General features: G+C 66.2%; 23 protein-coding genes. 11 read left to right on the top strand and 12 right to left on the bottom strand.

Annotation, left to right across the window (positions count from 1 at the left end; all coding sequences use genetic code 11):
* Positions 1-127 precede the first annotated feature (127 nt).
* From LPH33_RS22010 to LPH33_RS22000, 3 genes are read left to right on the top strand one after another with little or no spacing between them, the layout of a single operon-like run.
* Positions 128-1,126, top strand: a complete 999-nt coding sequence (locus LPH33_RS22010) for an acyl-CoA dehydrogenase family protein (RefSeq protein ID WP_229566078.1) — start codon at positions 128-130, stop codon at positions 1,124-1,126.
* Positions 1,110-2,285, top strand: a complete 1,176-nt coding sequence (locus LPH33_RS22005; protein WP_229566075.1) for an acyl-CoA dehydrogenase family protein — start codon at positions 1,110-1,112, stop codon at positions 2,283-2,285. The genes LPH33_RS22010 and LPH33_RS22005 overlap by 17 nt, the downstream gene beginning before the upstream one ends.
* Positions 2,278-3,069, top strand: coding sequence for an enoyl-CoA hydratase (locus LPH33_RS22000; RefSeq protein WP_229566073.1), 792 nt, complete (start codon positions 2,278-2,280; stop codon positions 3,067-3,069). Before LPH33_RS22005 ends, LPH33_RS22000 begins: the two co-directional genes overlap by 8 nt.
* A gap of 35 nt (positions 3,070-3,104) precedes the next feature.
* Here LPH33_RS22000 and LPH33_RS21995 read toward each other — a convergent pair whose 3' ends face one another.
* The 3 genes from LPH33_RS21995 to LPH33_RS21985 all read right to left on the bottom strand — a co-directional run bounded on the left by LPH33_RS21995 (position 3,105) and on the right by LPH33_RS21985 (position 5,524).
* The gene (locus tag LPH33_RS21995; protein WP_071936289.1) at positions 3,105-4,151 is read right to left on the bottom strand and encodes a DDE-type integrase/transposase/recombinase; all 1,047 of its coding nucleotides are present in this window, start codon (positions 4,149-4,151) and stop codon (positions 3,105-3,107) included.
* Complete coding sequence (locus LPH33_RS21990; RefSeq protein WP_071936290.1) at positions 4,124-4,579, bottom strand: hypothetical protein; 456 nt, start codon at positions 4,577-4,579, stop codon at positions 4,124-4,126. Before LPH33_RS21990 ends, LPH33_RS21995 begins: the two co-directional genes overlap by 28 nt.
* 177 nt (positions 4,580-4,756) lie before the next feature.
* The gene (locus tag LPH33_RS21985) at positions 4,757-5,524 is read right to left on the bottom strand and encodes an SDR family NAD(P)-dependent oxidoreductase (protein ID WP_229566070.1); all 768 of its coding nucleotides are present in this window, start codon (positions 5,522-5,524) and stop codon (positions 4,757-4,759) included.
* Positions 5,525-5,610: 86 nt separating this feature from the next.
* Between LPH33_RS21985 and LPH33_RS21980 the strand changes: the two genes are divergently transcribed.
* Both LPH33_RS21980 and LPH33_RS21975 read left to right on the top strand, forming a co-directional pair.
* On the top strand, positions 5,611-6,051 hold the full coding sequence (locus LPH33_RS21980) for a nuclear transport factor 2 family protein (RefSeq protein WP_060650207.1): 441 nt from the start codon (positions 5,611-5,613) through the stop codon (positions 6,049-6,051).
* 32 nt (positions 6,052-6,083) lie between these two features.
* Positions 6,084-7,550, top strand: coding sequence for an aminotransferase class I/II-fold pyridoxal phosphate-dependent enzyme (locus LPH33_RS21975; protein WP_229566069.1), 1,467 nt, complete (start codon positions 6,084-6,086; stop codon positions 7,548-7,550).
* Positions 7,551-7,569: 19 nt separating this feature from the next.
* Here LPH33_RS21975 and LPH33_RS21970 read toward each other — a convergent pair whose 3' ends face one another.
* The 9 genes from LPH33_RS21970 to LPH33_RS21930 form a co-directional block, all read right to left on the bottom strand.
* Complete coding sequence (locus tag LPH33_RS21970; RefSeq protein WP_420714460.1) at positions 7,570-8,376, bottom strand: acyl-CoA dehydrogenase family protein; 807 nt, start codon at positions 8,374-8,376, stop codon at positions 7,570-7,572.
* Positions 8,373-9,461 carry an acyl-CoA dehydrogenase family protein gene (locus LPH33_RS21965; protein ID WP_229566067.1) on the bottom strand — a complete coding sequence of 363 codons (1,089 nt, stop codon included), beginning with the start codon at positions 9,459-9,461 and terminating at the stop codon, positions 8,373-8,375. The genes LPH33_RS21970 and LPH33_RS21965 overlap by 4 nt, the downstream gene beginning before the upstream one ends.
* Positions 9,458-9,883, bottom strand: coding sequence for a nuclear transport factor 2 family protein (locus LPH33_RS21960; protein WP_145690836.1), 426 nt, complete (start codon positions 9,881-9,883; stop codon positions 9,458-9,460). The genes LPH33_RS21965 and LPH33_RS21960 overlap by 4 nt, the downstream gene beginning before the upstream one ends.
* Complete coding sequence (locus LPH33_RS21955; RefSeq protein WP_060650212.1) at positions 9,870-11,081, bottom strand: metal-dependent hydrolase family protein; 1,212 nt, start codon at positions 11,079-11,081, stop codon at positions 9,870-9,872. The genes LPH33_RS21960 and LPH33_RS21955 overlap by 14 nt, the downstream gene beginning before the upstream one ends.
* A 177-nt stretch (positions 11,082-11,258) precedes the next feature.
* Positions 11,259-11,447 carry a ferredoxin gene (locus LPH33_RS21950; RefSeq protein WP_229566066.1) on the bottom strand — a complete coding sequence of 63 codons (189 nt, stop codon included), beginning with the start codon at positions 11,445-11,447 and terminating at the stop codon, positions 11,259-11,261.
* Positions 11,444-12,736 (bottom strand): cytochrome P450, encoded by a 1,293-nt coding sequence (locus LPH33_RS21945; RefSeq protein ID WP_229566064.1) that lies wholly within the window; start codon positions 12,734-12,736, stop codon positions 11,444-11,446. The genes LPH33_RS21950 and LPH33_RS21945 overlap by 4 nt, the downstream gene beginning before the upstream one ends.
* 292 nt (positions 12,737-13,028) lie before the next feature.
* Complete coding sequence (locus tag LPH33_RS21940) at positions 13,029-13,355, bottom strand: hypothetical protein (protein ID WP_229566063.1); 327 nt, start codon at positions 13,353-13,355, stop codon at positions 13,029-13,031.
* Positions 13,352-14,620 carry an aromatic ring-hydroxylating oxygenase subunit alpha gene (locus tag LPH33_RS21935; protein WP_229566061.1) on the bottom strand — a complete coding sequence of 423 codons (1,269 nt, stop codon included), beginning with the start codon at positions 14,618-14,620 and terminating at the stop codon, positions 13,352-13,354. Before LPH33_RS21935 ends, LPH33_RS21940 begins: the two co-directional genes overlap by 4 nt.
* Before the next feature lie 4 nt (positions 14,621-14,624).
* On the bottom strand, positions 14,625-15,161 hold the full coding sequence (locus LPH33_RS21930) for a carboxymuconolactone decarboxylase family protein (RefSeq protein ID WP_060650215.1): 537 nt from the start codon (positions 15,159-15,161) through the stop codon (positions 14,625-14,627).
* Between the two features lie 296 nt (positions 15,162-15,457).
* Between LPH33_RS21930 and LPH33_RS21925 the strand changes: the two genes are divergently transcribed.
* From LPH33_RS21925 to LPH33_RS21900, 6 genes are all read left to right on the top strand, one after another.
* Entirely contained in the window at positions 15,458-15,769 is a 312-nt protein-coding gene (locus tag LPH33_RS21925; RefSeq protein ID WP_059384038.1) for a hypothetical protein, read from the top strand.
* A gap of 79 nt (positions 15,770-15,848) precedes the next feature.
* Positions 15,849-17,015, top strand: coding sequence for an acyl-CoA dehydrogenase family protein (locus tag LPH33_RS21920; protein ID WP_060650802.1), 1,167 nt, complete (start codon positions 15,849-15,851; stop codon positions 17,013-17,015).
* Positions 17,015-17,782, top strand: coding sequence for an SDR family NAD(P)-dependent oxidoreductase (locus LPH33_RS21915; RefSeq protein ID WP_229566060.1), 768 nt, complete (start codon positions 17,015-17,017; stop codon positions 17,780-17,782). Before LPH33_RS21920 ends, LPH33_RS21915 begins: the two co-directional genes overlap by 1 nt.
* Positions 17,782-19,047 carry a CaiB/BaiF CoA transferase family protein gene (locus LPH33_RS21910; RefSeq protein ID WP_229566057.1) on the top strand — a complete coding sequence of 422 codons (1,266 nt, stop codon included), beginning with the start codon at positions 17,782-17,784 and terminating at the stop codon, positions 19,045-19,047. The genes LPH33_RS21915 and LPH33_RS21910 overlap by 1 nt, the downstream gene beginning before the upstream one ends.
* The gene (locus LPH33_RS21905; protein WP_229566056.1) at positions 19,044-19,880 is read left to right on the top strand and encodes an enoyl-CoA hydratase/isomerase family protein; all 837 of its coding nucleotides are present in this window, start codon (positions 19,044-19,046) and stop codon (positions 19,878-19,880) included. The genes LPH33_RS21910 and LPH33_RS21905 overlap by 4 nt, the downstream gene beginning before the upstream one ends.
* Complete coding sequence (locus LPH33_RS21900; RefSeq protein WP_229566053.1) at positions 19,873-21,015, top strand: thiolase family protein; 1,143 nt, start codon at positions 19,873-19,875, stop codon at positions 21,013-21,015. The genes LPH33_RS21905 and LPH33_RS21900 overlap by 8 nt, the downstream gene beginning before the upstream one ends.
* Positions 21,016-21,102 lie beyond the last annotated feature (87 nt).

Here is a 21,102-nt window from a genome sequence, read left to right as displayed (position 1 = left end):
GGTAGGGACGCATTGCGGGACTGTCCTTCCATTTCCCGCACCGATTCGAGACTATTACTATCTTGAAAAGAGAATGTTATTCTCATCGAGTACCCCAGGCTCAGCGCCAGGAAGGAGGCAAGTCGGAATGCTTTTCGAGTTCGACTCCGATCAGCAGTTGTGGCAGAAGACCGTCCGGGAAGTGACGGCGAAGGAATGCCCGTCGACACTCGTCCGCACCGTCGTCGACAACGGAGCCGATCCGGCACCGTTGTGGAAGACCTATGTGGGCCTGGGCTGGACGGAACTCGTCGAGTCCGAGGCTGCGGTGGAGCTCGCGATCGTCCTGGAGGAACTCGGCCGGGCAACCGACCCCACCCCTTTCCTCGCCACCACCACACAGTTCGCCCCGCTCGTCGCCGGCCGGACCCGACCCGATCGTGCGGGCGCAGCCGTGTACGAGGGCATCTCCGCTGTGCGTGACGCCGACGGCTGGCTGCTCCGCGGCACAGCGCACCGGGTGCTCGACGGCGACCGCGCCGACGACATCGCCGTCGTCACCGAGGCCGGTGTGTTCACCGTTCGGGCCGATCAGGTGTCGGCCCACCGCACGTCCGCCTTCGACCCGGTCCTGCACCTGGCCGACATCGTCTTCGACGACGTGCGGGTCGATGCGGACCCGGACACCGACATCGATGTGGAGAAGGCGCGGCACGTCGCTCTTGCCGGTCTCGCCGTCACCATGGTCGGCGCCTGCCGCCGCATCGTGGATCTCGCGCTCGACCACGTGCGCAACCGGCAGCAGTTCGGTGTGCCGATCGGATCGTTCCAGGCCGTCAAACATCGCGCCGCCGACATGCATGTCGCCGTCGAACGCGCCCGCGCACTCGCGTATTTCGCAGCACTGACGATCGCAGAGGACGACCCGCGCCGTCGCCTCGCCGCCTCCATGGCCAAAGCCGCTGCAGGAGAATGCCAGTCGACGGTCTTCCGTAGCGGTCTGCAGTTGTTCGGCGCTATGGGCTTCACCTGGGAGAACGACCTGCAATTCGCGCTCAAGCGTGCCCGGGCGGGGGAGCACATGCTCGGCTCCGCCGCGGACCACCGCGCACTGATCGCCGAGGAGTACCGTGCAACTCTCGTTTGATTCCGACGTCGAAGAGTTCCGCGCCGAGTTCGTGGCCTTCCTCGACGAGCATCTGCCCGATCCGTCCGAGGCCACCGTCCGCGCCCGATCGAGCGCCGACGTCCCCGAATGGGCACGCCGTTGGCAGCGGGTCCAGTTCGACCATGGTTGGCTGTTGCCCGGCAATCCGCCCGAATTCGGCGGCCGCAACGCGACGATCCTCCAGCAGTACGTCCACCTCGAGGAACTGTCGAAGCGGCGGATCTACCACAGCTTCAACCCGCAGGGCCTCGGCATCATCGCAGCCTCGCTGCTGTCCTTCGGCACGGAGGAGCAGAAGCAGCGCTGGGCGGTGCCCATACTCCGTGCAGAGATCACCGCAGCCCTCGGAATGAGCGAGCCCGGCGCGGGATCCGACCTCGCCTCCTTGCGGACCCGGGCGGTCCTCGACGGCGACCACTTCGTCGTCAACGGTCAGAAGGTGTGGACTTCTGGCGCCCACGACGCCGATGTACTGCTGACCTTCGTCCGCACCGATCCGGATGCACCGAAGCACAAGGGGATCAGTGTCCTGCTCATCCCCACCGACCTGCCCGGCGTCGTTCGCAGGCCGTTCCCGTCGGTCGCCGACGGCGACGACCGCGATTTCAACGAGGTGTTCTTCACCGACGTTCGTGTGCCCGCCGGGAACCTCATCGGCGAGTTGAACGGCGGCTGGTCGGTCGCGAACGGTTCGCTCGGGCACGAACGCACCCTGCTGTGGCTCAGTTTCGCCGACAGGCTGCAGGATCTCGTCGAGGACTTCCAACCCCGCACGGTGCTCGACCGTGACCGCTACGCCACCCTCGTGATGGATCACCAGGCACTGAAGCTGCTCGGTTCGGCCGCGCTCGTCCGCGAATCTCGCGGAGCGCAGGATGTCCCGGCTCTGTCGGTGCTCAAGCTCCTCGGTTCCGAAGCGGTCCAGTCCGCCGCCGAACACGCCCTCGACGCGGCCGGGCCGGACGGTCTCGTCCATCCCGCGTCGACGTCGGCATACGTGCCGTGGAATCTCGACAACTTCTCGTCGAGCTGGTTCGAGAGGTTCGTGCGGAGCTTCGCCGGCACCATCGCGGGTGGCACGTCGGAGATCCAGCGCAACATCATCGCCGAACGCGTGCTGGGGCTGCCCCGTGGCTGAAAGCTACATCCTCTACGACGTCGCCGACCGGATCGCGACGATCACGCTGAACCGTCCCGAGGTGGCCAACGCCCAGAATGGTTCTCTGCTCGACGAACTCGACGCCGCGTGGACCAGGGCGGGCGACGATCCGGAGGTCTCCGTGATCGTGCTCCGCGCCGAGGGCAAGCACTTCTCGGCCGGGCACGACCTCCGCAGCGGGGAGCCGGTTCCCGACAAGATCACCCTCGAGATGATCTACCGCAACGAGTCCCGCCGCTATCTCGAGTATTCGCTGAGGTGGCGCAATATCCCGAAGCCGTCCATCGCCGCGGTGCAGGGCAGGTGCATCTCCGGTGGACTCCTGCTGTGCTGGCCGTGCGATCTCATCGTCGCGGCCGACGACGCATCGTTCTCCGACCCCGTGGTCCTCATGGGCATCGGTGGGGTCGAATACCACGGTCACACCTGGGAACTCGGACCGCGTAAGGCCAAGGAGATCCTCTTCACCGGCCGGCCGGTCACTGCGGAGGAGGCCGAGAAGACGGGCATGGTGAACCGTGTCGTGCCGCGCGCCGATCTCGACACCGAAGTACGCACGCTCGCAGAGCAGATCGCGAAGATGCATCCCTTCGGACTGCGGCAGGCCAAGCGGGCCGTCAACCAGACCCTCGACGTGCAGGGTTTCTACGCCGCGATCCAGTCGGTCTTCGACATCCACCAGACGGGCCACGGCAACGCCCTCAGCGACAGCGGGTGGCCGGTCCTGATGAATCTCGACGAGATGAAGGACAACATCCGCTAGCGCACGGGGCATTCGCTACCGCTTTCCGGTAGTTGTCAACCTGTCTGAGACAGGTGGTGGATGTTGATCCCTGTAGACCCGGGCAGTTCCGGCGCACGAGGCGCACGCCGGAACCGCTCGGGAAACTCCGCTGCATACTCATCGAGCATCTGCTGACGCAACCGCCGAACCGCAACAGCAGAACCGTCGAACACCGACGCCGGAGTATGCCGACCGAGCCCACTGTGCCGATGCTCGGTGGCATACCGATGCAGAAAACCCGCGGTCCACTCCCTGGCATGATCGATCGAATCGAACACCGGCGGGCAGGTCAGGTCGTACTTGACGGTCTTGAACAACGACTCCGAAAACGGATTGTCGTCACTGACCCGAGGACGGGAAAACGACGCGATCACCCCCCGCTCCTCGAGCAGATCGAGCAACACCGTCGACCGCATCGACGCCCCGTTGTCCGCATGCAACACTGACGGGCACCCGTGCTCGGCGATCGCCTCGGTGAACAACTTCACCGCACGCTCGCCGCTCTCATGGAACTCGATGCACCACGCGACCGGATACCGCGAGAACACATCGATCACCAGATACAACAGGTACCGGTCCTTCTTCCCGGGCCCCTTCAACTCGGTGATGTCCCACGACCACAGATCCCCGACCGCCCCGGCCCCGACCACCGGCCGGGCCCGGACAGGGCCGCCGCCCCCGCCGCCGCGGCGGCCACGCCGGTCCCCGACCAAGCTCGCCGCGCCGGCGACCCGATAGAACGTCCGCTCACTGCACGCCAGAACCCCTGCATCGAATGCACGCCAATAAACCTGAGCCACAGACAAATCCGCGTACTCGCCGGAGCACAGCACATCGCAGATCGTGTCACGTTCGCTCTCGCTGAGCGCGGCCGGCTGCCGACGCTTCGCCTGCGGCAGCGGGTCCCCGGCCGGCCGGTAATGCGTGTAGCCGCGACTGTGCCGGTAGTAACTGGCCCGAGGCAGTCCGAGCAGGGTGCAGGCCCGGGTCACCGGCATCGCCGCGTCCTGGTGCAATGTGGTGACCGTGGCGGTCAGGACAGCCTGTACCCCTCGAGCCATTGTTCGTACTCGGCCACGCTCATCAGCGCCGGTGGGATCGCAGGTGTCTCCGGCGCCGAGCTCTTGGTCACGTGCTCCAAGAGCTCGAATGCTTTTCCCAGGATCTGCTGGGCAGCTTCGGCCTGCTCGACCTTCTGACGCAGTTGCTGGTTTTCCTTGCGCAGCTGTGCCAGCTCCGCGCGCTCACGACTGTCCATGCGTCTACCCGGTTTCTCTGCGGCTGCCCTCATCGATGCGGTCCATTCTCCGCGGTCCCGGGCGGCGATCCAACGGTGGACCGTTCCGTAGGCGAGGTTGTTTTCACGCAGCAGTTTGGCACGGCTGCCGCGTTCGATGGCCGCGTCCCATTGCCGGAGGAACTCCGAGCGGTAGGCCATCGAGAACGAACGCATGCCTGTCGGTGTTCGGCCGACTTCGACGTCGATCATGATGCTTCCGTTTCCCCGCGTCCGTCCCTGAATGTGTCTCACGACCATCCTGGCAACCAACGTTTCACCATTCGCCGCGGCAATTGTTGTAGCGCATGGCGATTCCGGTAGCCGATGGACAACGCAGTTACGTGTGGGGCCGCCTCCGAATCCCGGAGGCGGCCCCACACGCGTGTCTCAGACCTTGCGGGTGACGCCACCGTCGACGCGGATGATCGCGCCGGTGGTGAAACTCGACGCATCGCTCGCCAGATGGAGGGCGAGAGGCGCGACCTCCTCGGGCCGGCCCATGCGACGCAACGGCACGAAGGATGCCTCCTCGCCTTCCGGCGGAGCCCATGCCTTCGACAGGTCGGTGCGGAACGGACCCGGAAGGATCGAATTGACACGCACTTTCGGTGCGTAAGCCTCTGCCAACCCCACCGTGAGGGCGTTCAGACCGGCCTTCGCGCACGCGTAGGGGAGTTCGCGCACACTCGCCGTGAGCGACCCGGCGGTGCCGATGTTGACGATCGACCCGCCGTCGTGCTCCGCCATGTACGTGCCGGCGCGGACCGCGAGCCGGAACGGGCCCTTGAGGTTCACGCCGAAGGTCTTGTCGTACAGCTCTTCGGTGATGGATCCGAGATCCTGGTAGAGCGGCGACATTCCGGCATTGTTGACGAGGATGTCGAGGCGCCCGAAATGGTCGAGGGTCGTGTCGACGAGCGTGTCGCAGTCGTCCCACTGCCCGACATGGCAGGCGATGGGGAGCGCCTTGCTGCCGGTCGATGCCTCGATCTCCTTCGCGGCGAGTTCGCACGCGTCGAGCTTGCGGGAGGCGACGACGACGTCGGCGCCGTGTTCGGCGAGGATCTGGGCGATGGCGCGGCCGATGCCACGCGAACCACCTGTTACGGCAGCGGTTTTCCCGCTCAGATCGTGAAGAGAGTCAAGTTGTCTCATATACGGATCATGCCTCAGAACAAGGGTCTTGGAAAGGTGATTCTCTTCTGGAAGAATGAAATTCCGGACGAAGTCGAAGGAGCCTCATGACGCCCGACGAGCTGTGCGACAAGTACGCCATCACCGAACTCCTCTACCGCTATGCGACGGCGGTGGACACCAAGGACTGGAAGAAGATGGAATCGGTTTTCACCGAGGACGCCCATCTCGACTACAGCTCCGTGGGATACTCGCCCGGACCGAGGGACGAAGTGCTCGCGCAGCTGCAGAAGGCGCTGTCGTACCTGCCCATGTCGCAGCACTTCGTCACCAACGTCGAGGTCGACCTCGACGGCGACCGTGCGACGGTACGGGCGATGTTCTACAACCCGATGCAACTCCCCGGTGTCGACGGCCTGACCTATTGCGGGGGCAACTATCACCACGAGGTCGTGCGGACGTCGGAGGGGTGGAAGAGTTGTCGCCTCGTCGAGGAGAGCCTGTGGTTCTCCAACCACCCCGACCCGGCGAAGAACGGGTCCCACTGATTGCCGATCGCAGGTCCGGGTAACCGACCGGCATGGACCAGTCGGAAGCTCCGTTGCTCGACGCTCTCGAGCAGTACCACCGGCTCGATCGCTACGGCTTCTCTCCGCCGAGACACCGGCAGGGCCGTGGCGTCGACGAACGTGTCGTGAAGGTGCTCGGACGAGATCCGTTTCGCGCGGATGTCCTCGCTTCGGGCGGCCTCGACGACCGGCTCTCGCGCAACGGATATCTGAGCAGAGCCGAAGAACTCATGGCCGAGGCGGTCGGAGCCGAGCAGGCCTTCTTCTCGACCTGCGGAAGTTCGCTGTCGGTCAAGGCCGCAATGATGGCCGTCGCCGGCAACGAGCCCGGTGGTCTACTGCTCGGCCGCGATTCGCACAAGTCGATCGTCGCCGGACTGATCTTCAGCGGCGTCACCCCGCGCTGGATCACACCGCAGTGGGACGAGGAGATGCACTTCTCCCATCCACCGTCGCCACAACAGGTTCGCGAAATGTGGGACGAGTACCCCGACGCGTCCGGGGCGCTGATCGTCAGCCCCAGCCCGTACGGGACGTGCGCCGACATCGCGGGCATCGCGGACGTCTGCCACGAACGCGGAAAGCCGCTCATCGTCGACGAGGCATGGGGCGCGCACCTGCCCTTCCACGACGACCTGCCGACCTGGGCGATGGATGCCGGAGCCGATGTCTGCGTGGTGAGTGTGCACAAGATGGGTGCCGGTTTCGAGCAGGGCTCGGTGTACCACGTGCAGGGAGACCTGGTCGACGCCGCGCACCTCTCGGCCTGCGCCGACCTGCTCATGACCACCAGCCCCAACGTGTTGATCTACTCGGCGATCGACGGATGGCGGCGGCAGATGGTCGAGCACGGCACCGAATCGCTCGGCAGGGCGCTCCACCTGGCCCTGACCACACGCGAACGCATCGAGAGGATCGACGGGATCTCCGTCCTCGACGACCGGCTGCTCGGCGACGAGGCCTCGCATGACCTCGACCGCCTCCAGGTGCTCATGGACCTCGACGAACTCGGCGTCTCGGGTTATCAGTGCGCCGACTGGCTTCGGGAGAACTGTCGTCTCGACGTCGGTATGACCGACCACCGCAGGATCCTTGCCACGATGTCCATGTCCGACGACGAGGAGACCGCCGATCGGCTCGTCGAATCGCTCGAGGCGTTGTCCCGGGCGGCGGAGTCCTTCGACCCGCCGCCCCGGATCGACCTGCCGACTCCGGACGAACTGCAGCTCGAATCGGTGATGTCTCCGCGGGATACCTTCTTCGGCAGGACCGAGATGGTCTCCGCCGACCGCGCCGTCGGCCGCATCGCGGCGGAACAGCTCACGCCGTACCCGCCGGGTATCCCGGCTGTCGTACCGGGTGAGCGGCTCGACCGCGCGGTCGTCGACTACCTCCACAGCGGCGTGGGCGCTGGCATGAACGTGCCCGACGCGACCGACAGTGCCCTCGACGAGTTCCGGGTGGTCGTCGAGGGCTGACGTCGGACCGGACCAGGCGTCAGAGGTGGACCAGGCGCGGAGCCGAGCCCTCGGACCGGATGATCGCGCCGGCCTCGCGGGTCAGTTCGCGTGAACTGCCGAGCAGGCCGTCGAGCACCAGCGCGCGCTTGATATGCCGATGCAGGTCGTGCTCGGCGGTGAAACCGATCCCGCCGAGGACCTGCTGGCAGTGCCGTGCAGCGATGATCGCCGCGCGACCCGCGGCAGCCTTCGCCAGCAGGGAACCGAGTTCGTCGTTGGCAGCGTGCAGGGTGGCCTCCGCGCCCTCGACGGCGACGTACGTCTCGGCGAGCCGGTGCCGCACCGCCTGGAACCCGGCGATCGGCTTGCCGAACTGGATGCGGTCGAGAGCGTGCGTGCGGGCCAGCGCGAGCATCGCCCGGCTCGTTCCGACCAGCCACCATCCGAGCGCACGACGCGCCGCCGCGACCGGCACCGGATCGCCGGATCCGACCGTCGCGATCGGCAGCTCCGCGTCGAGGGCCGTGGTGTCCCGGTTCTCGCGCGCCCATTCGATCCACCGTCCACCGGTGTAGGGGAGCGGGACGACCCCACCGGCCTCACGACCCGCGTCGACGAGCACGACGTCGTTGATCACCGGGGCGTGCGCGCCGGTCTCGCCGAGCAGCCGGAACACCATGGGGATCGTGTCGTCGGGCATCTCGGTGAGCATGTCGTGCCAACCCAGATCGACCAGGGCAGCGTCGAGCGCTGCGCCGGTCGTACTCTCCATGGTCCTGCGCAGTGCGTCCTCGAGCAGGCCGAGGTCCGAATCCGGCGCCGGTGCAGTGCTGTAGGTCGTCACTCCGCCCCCAGATCGAGAAGTCGGCGCGCGACGATGTTGCGTTGGATCTCGGCGGTGCCGCCGTAGATCGTCGCCGCACGGGAATACAGGAATTCGGTCCGCCATTCGGTGTCGGACAGTTCGAGCACGCCGGGAAGCAGATCCCGTGCGGTGTCGAACAACTGCTGTTCGGCGGTCGCGAGGAGGATCTTGTCGACGGAGGTCTCGGGGCCGAGTGACGCGCCCGACGCGAGTCGCTGCTGGGTGGCGAGCGACCGGCACCGCACGGTGTGCAGCGCCAGGTAGGCCGCGCCGAGTTCGTCGTCGGCCGCCGAATCGGTCTCGTCCACAAGGCGATCCAACCGGGTGAACAGGTAAGCGATGCGATGCCAGAAGCACGTCGACCGCTCGTGCGGTAGCAGGTCCATCGCGAGCTTCCAGCCGTCGCCGGGATTGCCCAGCATGCGGTCGGCCGGCACGACGACGTCGTCGAAGTACACCTCGGCGAACTCGTCGACGCCGTGCATCGTGCGCAGCGGCCGGACGGTGATGCCCGGGGTGTCCATATCGACGAAGAAGGCGGTGATGCCCTTGTGCCCCGGCGCGGTACGGGTGAGCAGCACGCAGCGGGAGGCGAACTGGGCGAGCGACGTCCAGACCTTCTGCCCGTTGATCACCCATTCGTCGCCGCGTTGCTCGGCCCGGGTGGACAGCGACGCGAGGTCGCTGCCCGAGCCGGGCTCCGAGAAGCCCTGGCACCACTGTTCCTCACCGCGGAGCAGTTTCGGCACCATCTCCGCGGCGAGTTCGGGTCGCGCGTAGGAGATCATGGTGGGCGCGAGCACCTCGATCATCGAGTAGATGCCCGGCTCGGCGAGGTCGCGGGTCGCGACCTCCTCGCCGAGCACGGCACGCAGGACGGCCTCGCCACCGAGTCCGCCGACCTCCTCGGGCCAGCCGTAGCGCATCCAGCCCGCGTCGTAGAGTTTCCGCCGCACGCGGGCGAGTTGTTCGACCTGCGCGTCGAACGAGTGATCCGGTCCGGGGGTCAGATCGTTCTCGTCGAGCCAGGTGCGGACGGCGGTCCTGAACTCGGTGACGTTCATGCCGGTTCGAAGGCGTGAGGGATGCCGGAGTCGTGGGTTCCGCTGCGGCGGATGAAGGTCATCGCGCGGGTGCGCAGACGCCATCCGTCGGCCGTGCGGACGTAGGTGTCGTTGTAGTAGCCGATGCGCATGTCGTGCGTGGAATGCTCGACGAAGCACAGCGGTTGGGTGCCGGTCGCGGTGTCGCCGTCGATGTCGATGAGGGCGGTGCCCGTCATGAACAGGCCCTTCGGTGCGGCCGCGACGAGCTCGGGGAACCGATCGAGGGGGAACGCGTCGCCGAAGGCACTGTAGGTGCCGTCGGGCGTGAATACCGAGACGACGCCTTCGACGTCGTTCTTCGTCATGTTCACCGCGTAACGGGCGAGCAGCTGGTTGATCTCGACGAGGTCGTCGGTGAGTGAACGGTCAGTTGTGGACATAGACCTTTCCGCCTTTCATCACGAACCGCACGTTCTGGGTGACGGTGATGTCTTCGGTGGGATCGCCGGGGACGGCGATGATGTCGGCGAGCAGACCCTCGGCGAGGCGACCGCGGTCGTCGACGCCGATGAGTTCTGCCGCATTGATCGTGGCGGCCTGGATCACCGCGAGGGGAGGGATCCCGCGGTCGACGAGGGCGACGATCTCGTCGGCGTTCTTTCCGTGCGGGATGGCCGGTGCGTCGGTGCCGACGGCGATCTTCACGCCGGCCTTATACGCGGCGAGCACCGAGGTACGTGCCTTGGGGAACATCTCGGCGGCTTTGGCCTGCAGTTCCGGCGGCGCGTGGGAGGTGTCCATCGCATCGGCGAGGCGGGTGGTGGGCACGAGCCATGTTCCGCGCTCGACCATGAGGTCGATGGTGTCGTCGTCGATGAGGAATCCGTGTTCGATGCAGTCGATTCCGGCTTCGATCGCGTGGCGCACGGCTTCGGCGCCGTGGGTGTGGGAGGCGACCTTCATGCCGCGACGGTGGGCCTCGTCGACGATCGCCCGCAGTTCCTCATCCGAGTAGTGCTGGGCGCCTGCGGATCCGGTCATCGACATGACGCCGCCGGACACGCACACCTTGATGAGCTGGGCGCCGTGCTTGATCTGGTAGCGCACAGCCTTGCGGACCTCGTCCACGCCGTTGGCGATGCCTTCCTCGATCGTCAGGTCGAGGATTCCGGGCGCGAATGCCGCGAACATCGTGGGGTCGAGATGGCCACCGGTGGGGGTGATGGCGTGGCCGGCAGGGACGACGCGCGGGCCGTCCACCCAGCCCTTGTCGATGGCATTTCCGAGGGCCACGTCGAGCAGGTATCCGCCGGTCTTGACGAACAGTCCGAGATTGCGGACGGTGGTGAATCCGGCGCGCAGGGTGCGGCGGGCGTTGCCGACGGCACGCAGCATGCGTAGGGGCGGGTCGTCCTGGACCGTCGAGTAGACGGGCTTCTCGCCTCGTCCGCCCATGAGGAGGTTGACCTCCATGTCCATCAGGCCGGGCATGAGGATCAGGTCGCCGAGGTCGATGACGTCCCCTTCCGGGGTTCCGCCCACTCCGACGATGCGGTCGCCGTCGACGCGGATGATTCCCGGACGGACGATCTCGCCCGTGTCGACGTCGAGCAGTCCGGCTGCCTTCAGGGTCAGCATCGCTCGTCCTTTCATCGGAGAGCGACACATCGTGAGAATGGCACTCTCTATCTTGATTATGAGGTTTTCACACAACCCCGGACGGCGTCAATCGACCTACGATGGGAGAAACGAAAAAGGGCGTCGGCCCGGACCTTTCGGTCCGGACCGACGCCGATGTACAGCTTCGATCTGGGCTCAGTCGAGCCGGATCGCCCTTTCGGGGCAACCCGCTGCGGCCTCCCGTACGGATTCCTCGTGCTCGGCCGGGACCTCGGACACGAGCGTGACGGCGTACCCGCCGTCGCTCAGGTCGAAGACCTCCGGGCAGGTGGTGAGGCAGACTCCGTGTCCGCGACAGGCGTCGTCGTCGACGAAGACCTTCACTTCGACTCACCTTCCACCGGCGCGTACTCGAGGTGCAGCGCGAGCAGGCCGCGCAGGATGAAGGTCGGCAGGTAAACGAACTTCCGGTCGTCCTCGGGGCCGTGCACCTTCTCGGAGATCCGGATCTCGCTGGTGCGCTCGACCAGGCGCTGGATGCCTACGCGCCCTTCCGTGCGGGCGAGCGGGGCGCCGGGGCACGAGTGCACACCGCGACCGAACGCGATGTGGGTGCGGGCGTTGCGGCGGTCGATGTCGAAGTCGTTCGGATCGGAGAACTGACGCGGGTCGCGGTTGGCGGCACCGTTGACCAGCATCATGATGGTGCCGGCCGAGACGTCGACCCCGCCGATGGTGGTGGGGGTCTTCGCAAGCCGGAAGTCGCCCTTGATAGGGCTCTCGAAACGCAGCGTCTCCTCGATGAAGTTCGGGATGCGATCGGGCTCGCTGCGCAGGGTCTTCTGGAGTTCGGGCTGCTCGGCGATGATCCGCAGCGCGGAGCTCAGCAGACGCACGGTGGTTTCCTGGCCGGCGGAGAACACGTTCGCGGCGATGCGCAGGACGTCGTCGACGGGCGGCAGGGTGCCGTCTGGGAAGGTCGCGGTGGCGAGGCCCGTCAGGACGTCGTCGGTGGGGTTCTCGCGGCGGTCCTCGATGTACTGGCCGAACTTCTTGTACAGGAACTCGAGCGGGTTGAGCTTCAGTGCCTCACCCTCGGTGCTGCCGAGCGAGAAGCCCTTCTCCACCTGGATGTTCAGGCCCTCGATGAACTCCTGGTGGTCGCTTTCCGGCACGCCCAGCAGGTCGGCGATGACGAGCATCGCGAACGGAGCGGCGAAGCCGGTGATGTAGTCGCCCTCGCCCCGGGCGAGCAGGTCGTCGAGGAGCCGGTCGGCGATGCGCTCGATGAAGGCTTCGTTCTCCTTGAGACGCTTGGGGGTGATGAGCCGCATCAGCAGGCCGCGATGGTCGGTGTGCTGCGGGGGATCCATGGTGGGGAGCTGGTCGTTCATCGGCAGCGAGGGACGGTGCTCCTCGATGAAGTCGGTGATGTCGTCGCTCTCGGGGCAGGCCGGAAGGCCGGAGAACGGGCCGGTCACCGAGATGCACGACGAGAAGGTCTGCTCGTCGCTCAGGACCTGGATCGCCTCTTCGTAGCCGGTGACCATCATGACGTTGTGGTGGGGCTCGCGCCTGACCGGGCATCCCTCGCGCAGGGCGTCGTAATAGGGGTACGGGTCCTCGACGAGATCCGGATCGGTGAAGAAGTTCTTCGTCTCGATGTCGGTCATGGTTCCTCCCGGGGCAGGCGGTGGGCTGGTGCGGAGTCCGGCCTCGTCCCGCGCTCGAAGCCGTGTCTCGCCCGCACATCCAACCATGGGTCGGAAAGTCCGGCACTGGGGGATCTTTCGTGCATATCGGACTTGTGATCGATCACGTGACGACAAGCGGCCAACAATGTTCGATCTTGAAATACGGACGGCGTGGAACCGAAGAAACGACAACGCGCCCGTACTCGAACCCCGGAGGGTTCGGGTACGGGCGCGAGGTGTGCTCATCGCCGGAGTGTCCCGACGGGTGGCATCACACCACCGGTTCCTTGGTGATGGTGACCCAGGCGGCGCCGCTGTCCGGCACGCGGGGCTGCTTCCAGACCTCGATGGGGAACGAGACCATCACGAGCGACTGCATCAGGTGCATGAGCGCGCGGGCATCGTCGTCGAGGTCGTCAAGATCGAACTTGTCGAGGTAGGTGATGGCGTCCTCGAGCCGGCCGAAGGCGGCGTCGTAGAACTGCTGCATCTCGGGCATGCTCGATGCCAGTCGCTTGGCGTAGCGCTCGGGCTCGGTGGCCAGAGCCCAGTCGGCGTACGGTTCGAGGTCGGCGAATTCGGTGGGCAGAGTCGTCACTTCTGGTACTCCTTGACGTAATCGGCGACGGTCTTGTGGAGGTGGCGCAGGAGGATTTCCTGGTCGTTGAGCGGGAAATCGGTCACTGCGCGGGTGCCGATCATGGTCTGGGTCGCTTCGAGGGTGTTCGCGTCCTGGAGCGCGTACTCCTTGAAGGTCACCGCGGCGAGTTCCTGCGCGAGGCGATCGCGAGCGTTCTTCGGCGGGACGAAGTACAGGCTCGTCTCGAAGATGTGCTTGTCGACGGCGGTGGGCCAGTAGGTGTAGGTGAGGTACCAGCCCGGCTTCCAGATGAGCAGCGTCATGTTCGGGAAGAACTCGAAGCTGTCCTGGCCCCAGCTGTGGAACTTGGTGGGGTTGACCGCGGGCGGCAGCTGATCATCGGCCAGGCCCTCGATGTCCGGGACGTCCCACGGGCCGAACAGACCCGAGCGCAGGACGCGCTCGATGGGCTTGACCATGTTGAGGTCCTTGGGCGGGGCCATGCCGCCCCACGAGGAGATCATCGAGTGCGGCGACTTGATGTCGTAGTGCAGCGCCTCGTAGCCGTAGCCGGCGAGCTTCTCGGCCTCGTCCTTGACGGCCTGCTTCATGTGCAGGATCGGTGCGTGGTAGAACTCGGCGAAGGCGTCGATGAACAGCTTCCAGTTCGCGTTGATCTCCGAGCGGTAGCTGTAGACCTCGGTCATCTTGTCGAAGGGGTAGCCTTCGAGGCCCTTGGCGAAGTCGCCGAGGTAGTCGACGAGCGGAGCCGCGTCGTCGTCGAGGTTGATGTAGATGAACCCTTCCCACGTCTCGCAGCGCACCGCCTTGAGTCCGAAGTCCTTCTTGTCGAGATCGAAGAACTCGCCCTCCTGCTGCACGAAGGTCAGATCGCCCTCGAGGCTGTAGCGCCAGGCGTGGTACTTGCAGGTGAACTGCTTGCAGCTACCGGCGGTCTCCTCGTTGGGGAAGTCGTTCCACACCAACTTGTTTCCGCGGTGGCGGCACACGTTGTGGAACGCGCGGATGACGCCGTCGTTGCCCTTGACGATGACCAGCGAGGTGCCGGGCCCGGCCGACGGGATCTCCTTGGTGAAGTAGCTGCCGACGCGGGGCAGTTGCTCGACGCGACCCATGTAGAGCCAGGTGCGCTTGAAGATCGCCTCGCGCTCCGCCTCGAAGAAGGCGGGATCGATGGAGTCGGTGTAGTCGACGGGTGCGGTGCCGAGTTCGGGATAATGCTCGGTCCAGCTTCCCTCGGCCGGCTTGGTGAAGTGGGGCAAGGTTCTACCTTTCGTCTTCGAACTCGATACCGAAGGTGTTGTAGGCCATGGCCATCAGGCTGTAGCCACCCACGGTGAAGATGAGGTCCATCAGTTGTTTGGTGGTGAGATGCTCCGAGAGCGCTGTCCAGGTCTCCTCGGACAGACGCGAGGTCTCGGTCAACTCCCGAACGGAGTCGAGCAGGCGCTGTTCGAACGGATCCTCGGCCGACCCGTCGAGGGCCGCGGCGATCTCGTCCGGCGTGAGGCCGGCCTCGGTGCGCGCGATCTCGATGTGGTGCTCCCGCTCGTACGAGCAGTCGTGCAGTGCGGCGACACGCAGGATCACGAGTTCACGCAGCCTGGCCGGGAGTGTGGATCGGAACAGAAGATGCACGCTGAAGCCGAGAAAGGCCTTGGTCAACTCCGGATGGTGGACGAGCGTCGCCATCGCGGTGCCGGCCTGCTCCGGATTCCTCATGTGCCGGGGCATAAGACCTTTCAGTGCTGCGTCGACGTCCTCGTCCCAGAGTTCCGCCGGCAGCGGGGATAGCAGTGCCACATCAACCTCCTCCCTGTTCGAGAGAATTACATTCTCATTTCTGATCGATAGATTTCCACGTCCGCGCGGGATAGTCAACGTTCCACGAGAAATGTCCCGTTTCCGCTGGTGGGAAGCTCGCGCGCGGAGTGGTTGTCGCTCTACGCCTCGGTTGGAGGCGTGAGATCTACGTGTCTCTTCCCCTTGGGGGCGGCGCGTGGCGAAGGTTGATTCTCCTCAAAAGAGAGGATAGTTTTCATCGCACGAGCCGCCCGGGGTCGCGCTCGCCCGTCGAGCGATCGAAAGAGAGGTACGTCGTGACCACACCCGCACCACTTCGTCCAGGAGTGCAGCTCGCCGCCGCCGAAGGTTCCACGAGGGTCGTCGTCGTCCGCGCCCCTGCGGAGAACGCACAGGAACTCACATGCGGTGGCGCCCCGATGATTCCGGCTCCTCCGGGCCGGCCCGAACCGTCGGCCGGCGACGCCGTCACCGTTCTCGGCAAGCGCTACGTCGATGCGGACGACACGGTCGAGGTGCTGTGCACCTCCTCGGGGCCCGGGGAACTCGGCTACGGCGGTATCCCCATGACTCTCAAGGCCGCGAAGCCGCTTCCCGCCTCCGACTGACCGACACGAAAGGGACCACCATGAACCTCGACGACGTGCAGCCCCGCCCGCAGGGCCGGAGGTGCCGACGATGAGCGGAATGAGTTTCGAACTCAGCGAGGATCAGGAGCTCATCCGCAAGTCGGTAGCCGAACTGACGAAGAGGTTCGACGACCAGTACTGGATGGAGAAGGACCTCGCCCACGAGTTCCCGGCAGAGTTCTACAAGGCCATGGCCGACGGTGGCTGGCTCGGTATCACCATGCCCGAGGAGTACGGCGGGCACGGATACGGCATCACCGAGGCCACCCTGTTGCTCGAGGAGGTCGCGCGTTCGGGCGGCGGCATGAACGCCGCGAGCTCGATCCACCTCAACATCTTTGGCATGCAGCCGGTCGTCAAGCACGGTTCCGACGAGCTCAAGGCCCGCACGCTGCCCCGCATCGTCAGCGGCGACCTGCACGTCTGCTTCGGTGTCACCGAGCCCGGAGCAGGCCTCGACACCTCGCGGATCACCACCTTCGCCCGGCGGGACGGCGACCACTACGTCGTCAACGGCCGCAAGGTGTGGATCTCGAAGGCGCAGGAATCCGAGAAGATCCTGCTGCTGACCCGCACCCAGCGGTACGACGAGGTGCAGAAGAAGACCGACGGCATGACGTTGTTCCTCACCGATCTCGACCGCAGCCGCGTCGACATCCGGCCCATCCGCAAGATGGGGCGCAACGCCGTCACGTCGAACGAGCTGTTCATCGACGACCTGCGGGTGCCGGTGGAGGACCGCGTGGGTGAGGAGGGGAAGGGTTTCGAGTACCTGCTCGACGGCCTCAACCCCGAACGCATGCTCATCGCCGCCGAGGCCCTCGGCATCGGCCGCGTGGCGCTCGACAAGGCGGTCAAGTACGGCAACGAACGCGAGGTCTTCGGCCGCCCGATCGGCATGAACCAGGGAATCCAGTTCCCCCTCGCCGATTCGCTCGCCCATCTCGATGCCGCCGAACTCGTCCTGCGCAAGGCGACCTGGCTCTACGACAACGGCAAGCCGTGCGGACGGGAAGCCAACACCGCCAAATACCTCTGTGCCGACGCGGGATTCACCGCTGCCGACCGTGCGCTGCAGACGCACGGCGGCATGGGCTACTCGGAGGAGTACAACGTCTCGCGGTACTTCCGCGAAGCGCGCGTCATGCGCATTGCACCGATCAGCCAGGAGATGATCCTGAATTTCCTGAGCTCACACACTCTGGGACTGCCGAGGAGCTACTGATGGCCGTGAACAACTCTCTCTTCGATCTCACCGGGCGATCGGCCGTGGTGACCGGCGCGGCCGGCGGTATCGGCTCGGCCGTCGCCGAAGCCCTCGCGGCCGCCGGTGCGGCCGTGCTCGTCACCGATGTGAACGGCGACGCCGCAGCCGCCGTCGCCGAACGGATCTCGGTGAACGGCGGTAAGGCTGACAGCGCCGCGCTCGACGTCCGCGACCGGGATGCGGCCGACGCCGCGATGGCGCGTGCCGCCGGCCTGACCGAGGGTGTGCTCCACATCCTCGTCAACAACGCCGGTGTCACCGATCCGGCGATGTTCTCCGACACCACCGTCGACTCGTTCCAGCGCATCCACGACATCCACGTGCTCGGCGCCTTCAACTGCTCGCAGGCGGCACTGCCCTTCCTCGCCACCGACGGCAAGGGACGCATCATCAACGTGACCTCCTCGGCGGGCATCACCGGCACACTCGGGCAGGTGAACTACTCTGCGGCCAAGGCGGGGATTATCGGCATCACCAAGTCGCTCGCCCGCGAGCTGGCCCGCAAGAACATCCTCGTCAACGCGCTGGCCCCGCTCGCGGCGACTCCCATGACGGAGACGATCCGCACCGACGAGAAGTTCGCCGCGAACATGCTCAATCGTATTCCGCTGCGCCGCTGGGCATCCCCGGAGGAGGTCGCCGGAGCGTTCGTCTTCCTCGCCACCGACGCGGCATCGTTCGTCACCGGGCAGATCCTGCCGGTCGACGGCGGCATGGTGATGTGATGACCGAGACGGTGACAACAGGTTCTGTGGGCTCGGACGGCCCGCTCGCGGGCGTCACCGTCGTCACCCTCGAGCAGGCCGTGTCGGCACCGATGTGCACGCGGACGCTCGCCGATTTCGGTGCGCGGGTCATCAAGATCGAGAACCCCCGCGGTGGTGACTTCGCGCGCGACTACGACGACGTCGTCGGTGGCATGGCAGCGCATTTCGTGTGGGCCAACCGCGGCAAGGAATCGGTGACACTCGACCTGAAGTCGGACGACGGGATCGCGGTGTTGCACCGGATCCTCGCTCGCTCCGACGTCCTGGTGTCGAATCTGGCGCCGGGCGCGACCGCGCGACTCGGACTGTCGCCCGACCGCCTCGAGGAACGCTATCCCGAACTGATCTCGGTCGAGATCGACGGCTACGGTCCCGGCGGTCCGCTCTCGCACAAACGCGCCTACGACCTTCTGATCCAGGCGGAATCGGGGGCCTGTGCGGTCACCGGCCATCCCGACATGCCGGCGAAACCCGGGCCGCCCGTCGCGGACATCACCACCGGCCTGTACTCGGCCGTGTCGATCCTCGCCCTGCTGTGCGGCAAGGAGCGGCACCGGGGCCGTGGCGGAAGCCTGTCGAAGGTGTCCGTGAGTCTGTTCGACACGATGACCGAGCTCATGGGATATCCGCTGACCTACACACGCTATTCCGGGGTGAACCAACAACCGCTGGGCATGTCGTCGCCAGCCGTCTCGCCCTACGGGTCGTACCGCACCGCGGACGAGCAGGTGGTTGTGCTCGGCACCACCAACGACCGGGAATGGCAGCGACTCGCACGGGAGATCATCGAACGCGACGACCTCGCCGACGACGAGCGCTTCCGCTCCAACGCCGGTCGCTGCGAACACCGCGCCGTGCTCGACGAGGCGATCGCGCAGTGGTGCGCCCGCCATACCCTCACCCACATCCAGAAGATCGCCGACGAGGCCGGTATCGGCAATTCGCGGTACAACCTGCCCAGCGACGTGATCGCACATCCGCAACTGCAGGCTCGCGACCGCTGGCGGGAAGTCGCAACTCCCAACGGACCGATCGAGGCACTGCTTCCCCCGCCGGTCGTCGCGGGGTTCGAACTGCCCATGGGTGCGGTACCGGGGCTCGGCGAGCACACCGACGCGGTGCTGCAGGACTTCGGGATCACCCGCGACGAGATCGCGCGGCTGCGTGAATCCGGCGCGATCGGCCCTGCATACCGCGCACCCGGTACGGAGGCGACCGGATGAGCGCCGACACCCTCCTCGTCGACGACCGCGACGGGGTCCGGACCCTCACGTTGAACCGGCCGCATCGCAAGAACGCGATCGACGGTCCGCTGTGGCAGGCGCTGCACGACGTGCTCGTCGACACCGCCGACGACCCGGGCGTGCGAGTCCTCGTCGTCACCGGCGCGGCCGGTGCGTTCTGCTCGGGCGCCGATATCGCGAACCCCGGTGTCGCGCACCCGTTGCGCAAGCTGCGGAAGCTCACGGATGTCGCGTTGCTGCTCCACGAACTGCCCGTCCCCACCGTCGCGAAGGTCGACGGCGTGGCCTACGGCGCCGGCTGGAACCTGGCGCTGGGATGCGACCTGGTGGTCGCGACACCTCGCTCGACCTTCTCGCAGATCTTCGCGAAAAGGGGACTGTCACCCGATCTCGGCGGTACGTGGTTGCTGCCGAGGCTCATCGGTCTGCAGCAGGCGAAACGACTGGCGTTGCTGGCCGAGGCCATCGACGCCGACGAGGCGCACCGACTCGGTCTGGTGACCTGGGTGGAATCCGAAGAGGATATCGACGCGTTCGTCGGTGATCTCTGTGCTCGGCTGTCGGCCGGGCCACCCGTCGCCCTGGCACAGACCAAGGCATTGCTCAACGAAGCCGTCGACCGCGGCCTGCGGGATGCCCTCGCCGGTGAGGCGCGTGCTCAAGCGGTCAACTTCGGAACCGTCGATGCCCCCGAGGCGTTCCGGGCCTTCGCGGAGAAACGCGAGGCCCACTTCACCGGCAGGTGGGCACTGAATCCGGAACCACAGACTCCGGAACCACAGACTACGAGTGGAGAAGAAGTACATGCGTGAAGCAGTCATCGTCGAGGCCGTCCGCACCCCGGTCGGCAAGCGCAACGGGGGATTGGCGGGCGAGCATCCGGCGGATCTGTCGGCGCACGTCCTGCAGGCGCTCGCCGAGCGCGCGGGGATCGATCCGGCGGTCGTCGACGACGTCGTGTGGGGCTGTGTGTCGCAGGTGGGAGACCAGTCGAGCAACATCGGCCGGTACTCGGTTCTCGCGGCCGGCTGGCCCGAGTCGATCCCGGGCACCACGATCAACCGTGCATGCGGATCGAGCCAGCAGGCGCTCGACTTCGCCGCGCAGGCGGTGATGTCCGGTCAGCAGGATGTCGTCGTTGCCGGTGGCGTCGAGGTGATGAGCCGTGTGCCGCTGGGTTCGGCGCGCGCGTCGGGGCAGCCGTACGGACCGAAGGCGCTGGCCCGCTACGAGGGGTTCTCGTTCAACCAGGGCATCTCGGCCGAGAAGATCGCCCGGAAGTGGGGCTTCTCCCGTACCCGTCTCGACGAGTTCTCGGTGCTCTCACACGAGCGGGCCGCCGCCGCGCTGGACCGCGGTGCGTTCGACGCGCAGATCGTTCCGGTGCCGACCGAGGCCGGCCCGGTGTCGGTGGACGAAGGGGTGCGGCGGGGATCGACCGTCGAGAAATTGGCCGGACTGAAGCCGGCCTTCGCTGAGGACGGTGTCATCCACGCCGGTAATTCGTCGCAGATCTCCGACGGCGCGGCGGCGCTGTTGGTCACCACGCCGGAGAAGGCCCGTGAGCTCGGGCTCACCCCGCTGGTCCGGTACCGGGCGGGTGTGGTCGCCGGTGCCGACCCCGTACTCATGCTGACCGGACCCATCCCCGCGACGGAGAAGGCTCTGGCGAAGGCCGGTGCCACATTGGGAGACATCGGGGTCTTCGAGGTGAACGAGGCATTCGCGTCGGTGCCGCTGGCGTGGCTGGCCGAGACGGGCGCCGATCCTGAGAAGATGAATCCGCTCGGCGGGGCGATCGCGCTCGGTCATCCGCTCGGTGGTTCGGGTGCGGTGTTGATGACCCGGATGATCCATCACATGCGTGACCAGGGCCTTCGCTTCGGCCTTCAGACGATGTGCGAGGGCGGGGGCACTGCCAATGCGACCGTCGTCGAACTGATGTAATCCAGAAGGAAATGTATATGTGATGAGACCCTTGTCACACTCGGGAAAATGACCTAATGTGCGTTCAGTAGGTTGTTCTTCTTCAAC

It is taken from the genome of Rhodococcus sp. RDE2 (genome assembly GCF_020885655.1).
GTDB classification, from domain to species: Bacteria; Actinomycetota; Actinomycetes; order Mycobacteriales; family Mycobacteriaceae; genus Rhodococcus; species Rhodococcus pyridinivorans.
The sequence above is the reverse complement of the archived record's forward strand: the minus strand, read 5'-3'. Positions and strand labels throughout refer to the sequence as shown.

Bases quoted from the DNA above. Each gene is read 5' to 3' on its own strand.
- LPH33_RS22010 (WP_229566078.1), top strand. From the start codon at position 128: ATGCTTTTCGAGTTCGACTCCGATCAGCAGTTGTGGCAGAAGACCGTC.
- LPH33_RS21995 (WP_071936289.1), bottom strand. From the start codon at position 4,151: ATGGCTCGAGGGGTACAGGCTGTCCTGACCGCCACGGTCACCACATTG.
- LPH33_RS21990 (WP_071936290.1), bottom strand. From the start codon at position 4,579: ATGATCGACGTCGAAGTCGGCCGAACACCGACAGGCATGCGTTCGTTC.
- LPH33_RS21985 (WP_229566070.1), bottom strand. From the start codon at position 5,524: ATGAGACAACTTGACTCTCTTCACGATCTGAGCGGGAAAACCGCTGCC.
- LPH33_RS21980 (WP_060650207.1), top strand. From the start codon at position 5,611: ATGACGCCCGACGAGCTGTGCGACAAGTACGCCATCACCGAACTCCTC.
- LPH33_RS21975 (WP_229566069.1), top strand. From the start codon at position 6,084: ATGGACCAGTCGGAAGCTCCGTTGCTCGACGCTCTCGAGCAGTACCAC.
- LPH33_RS21965 (WP_229566067.1), bottom strand. From the start codon at position 9,461: ATGAACGTCACCGAGTTCAGGACCGCCGTCCGCACCTGGCTCGACGAG.
- LPH33_RS21960 (WP_145690836.1), bottom strand. From the start codon at position 9,883: ATGTCCACAACTGACCGTTCACTCACCGACGACCTCGTCGAGATCAAC.
- LPH33_RS21955 (WP_060650212.1), bottom strand. From the start codon at position 11,081: ATGCTGACCCTGAAGGCAGCCGGACTGCTCGACGTCGACACGGGCGAG.
- LPH33_RS21945 (WP_229566064.1), bottom strand. From the start codon at position 12,736: ATGACCGACATCGAGACGAAGAACTTCTTCACCGATCCGGATCTCGTC.
- LPH33_RS21920 (WP_060650802.1), top strand. From the start codon at position 15,849: ATGAGTTTCGAACTCAGCGAGGATCAGGAGCTCATCCGCAAGTCGGTA.
- LPH33_RS21915 (WP_229566060.1), top strand. From the start codon at position 17,015: ATGGCCGTGAACAACTCTCTCTTCGATCTCACCGGGCGATCGGCCGTG.
- LPH33_RS21910 (WP_229566057.1), top strand. From the start codon at position 17,782: ATGACCGAGACGGTGACAACAGGTTCTGTGGGCTCGGACGGCCCGCTC.
- LPH33_RS21905 (WP_229566056.1), top strand. From the start codon at position 19,044: ATGAGCGCCGACACCCTCCTCGTCGACGACCGCGACGGGGTCCGGACC.
- LPH33_RS21900 (WP_229566053.1), top strand. From the start codon at position 19,873: ATGCGTGAAGCAGTCATCGTCGAGGCCGTCCGCACCCCGGTCGGCAAG.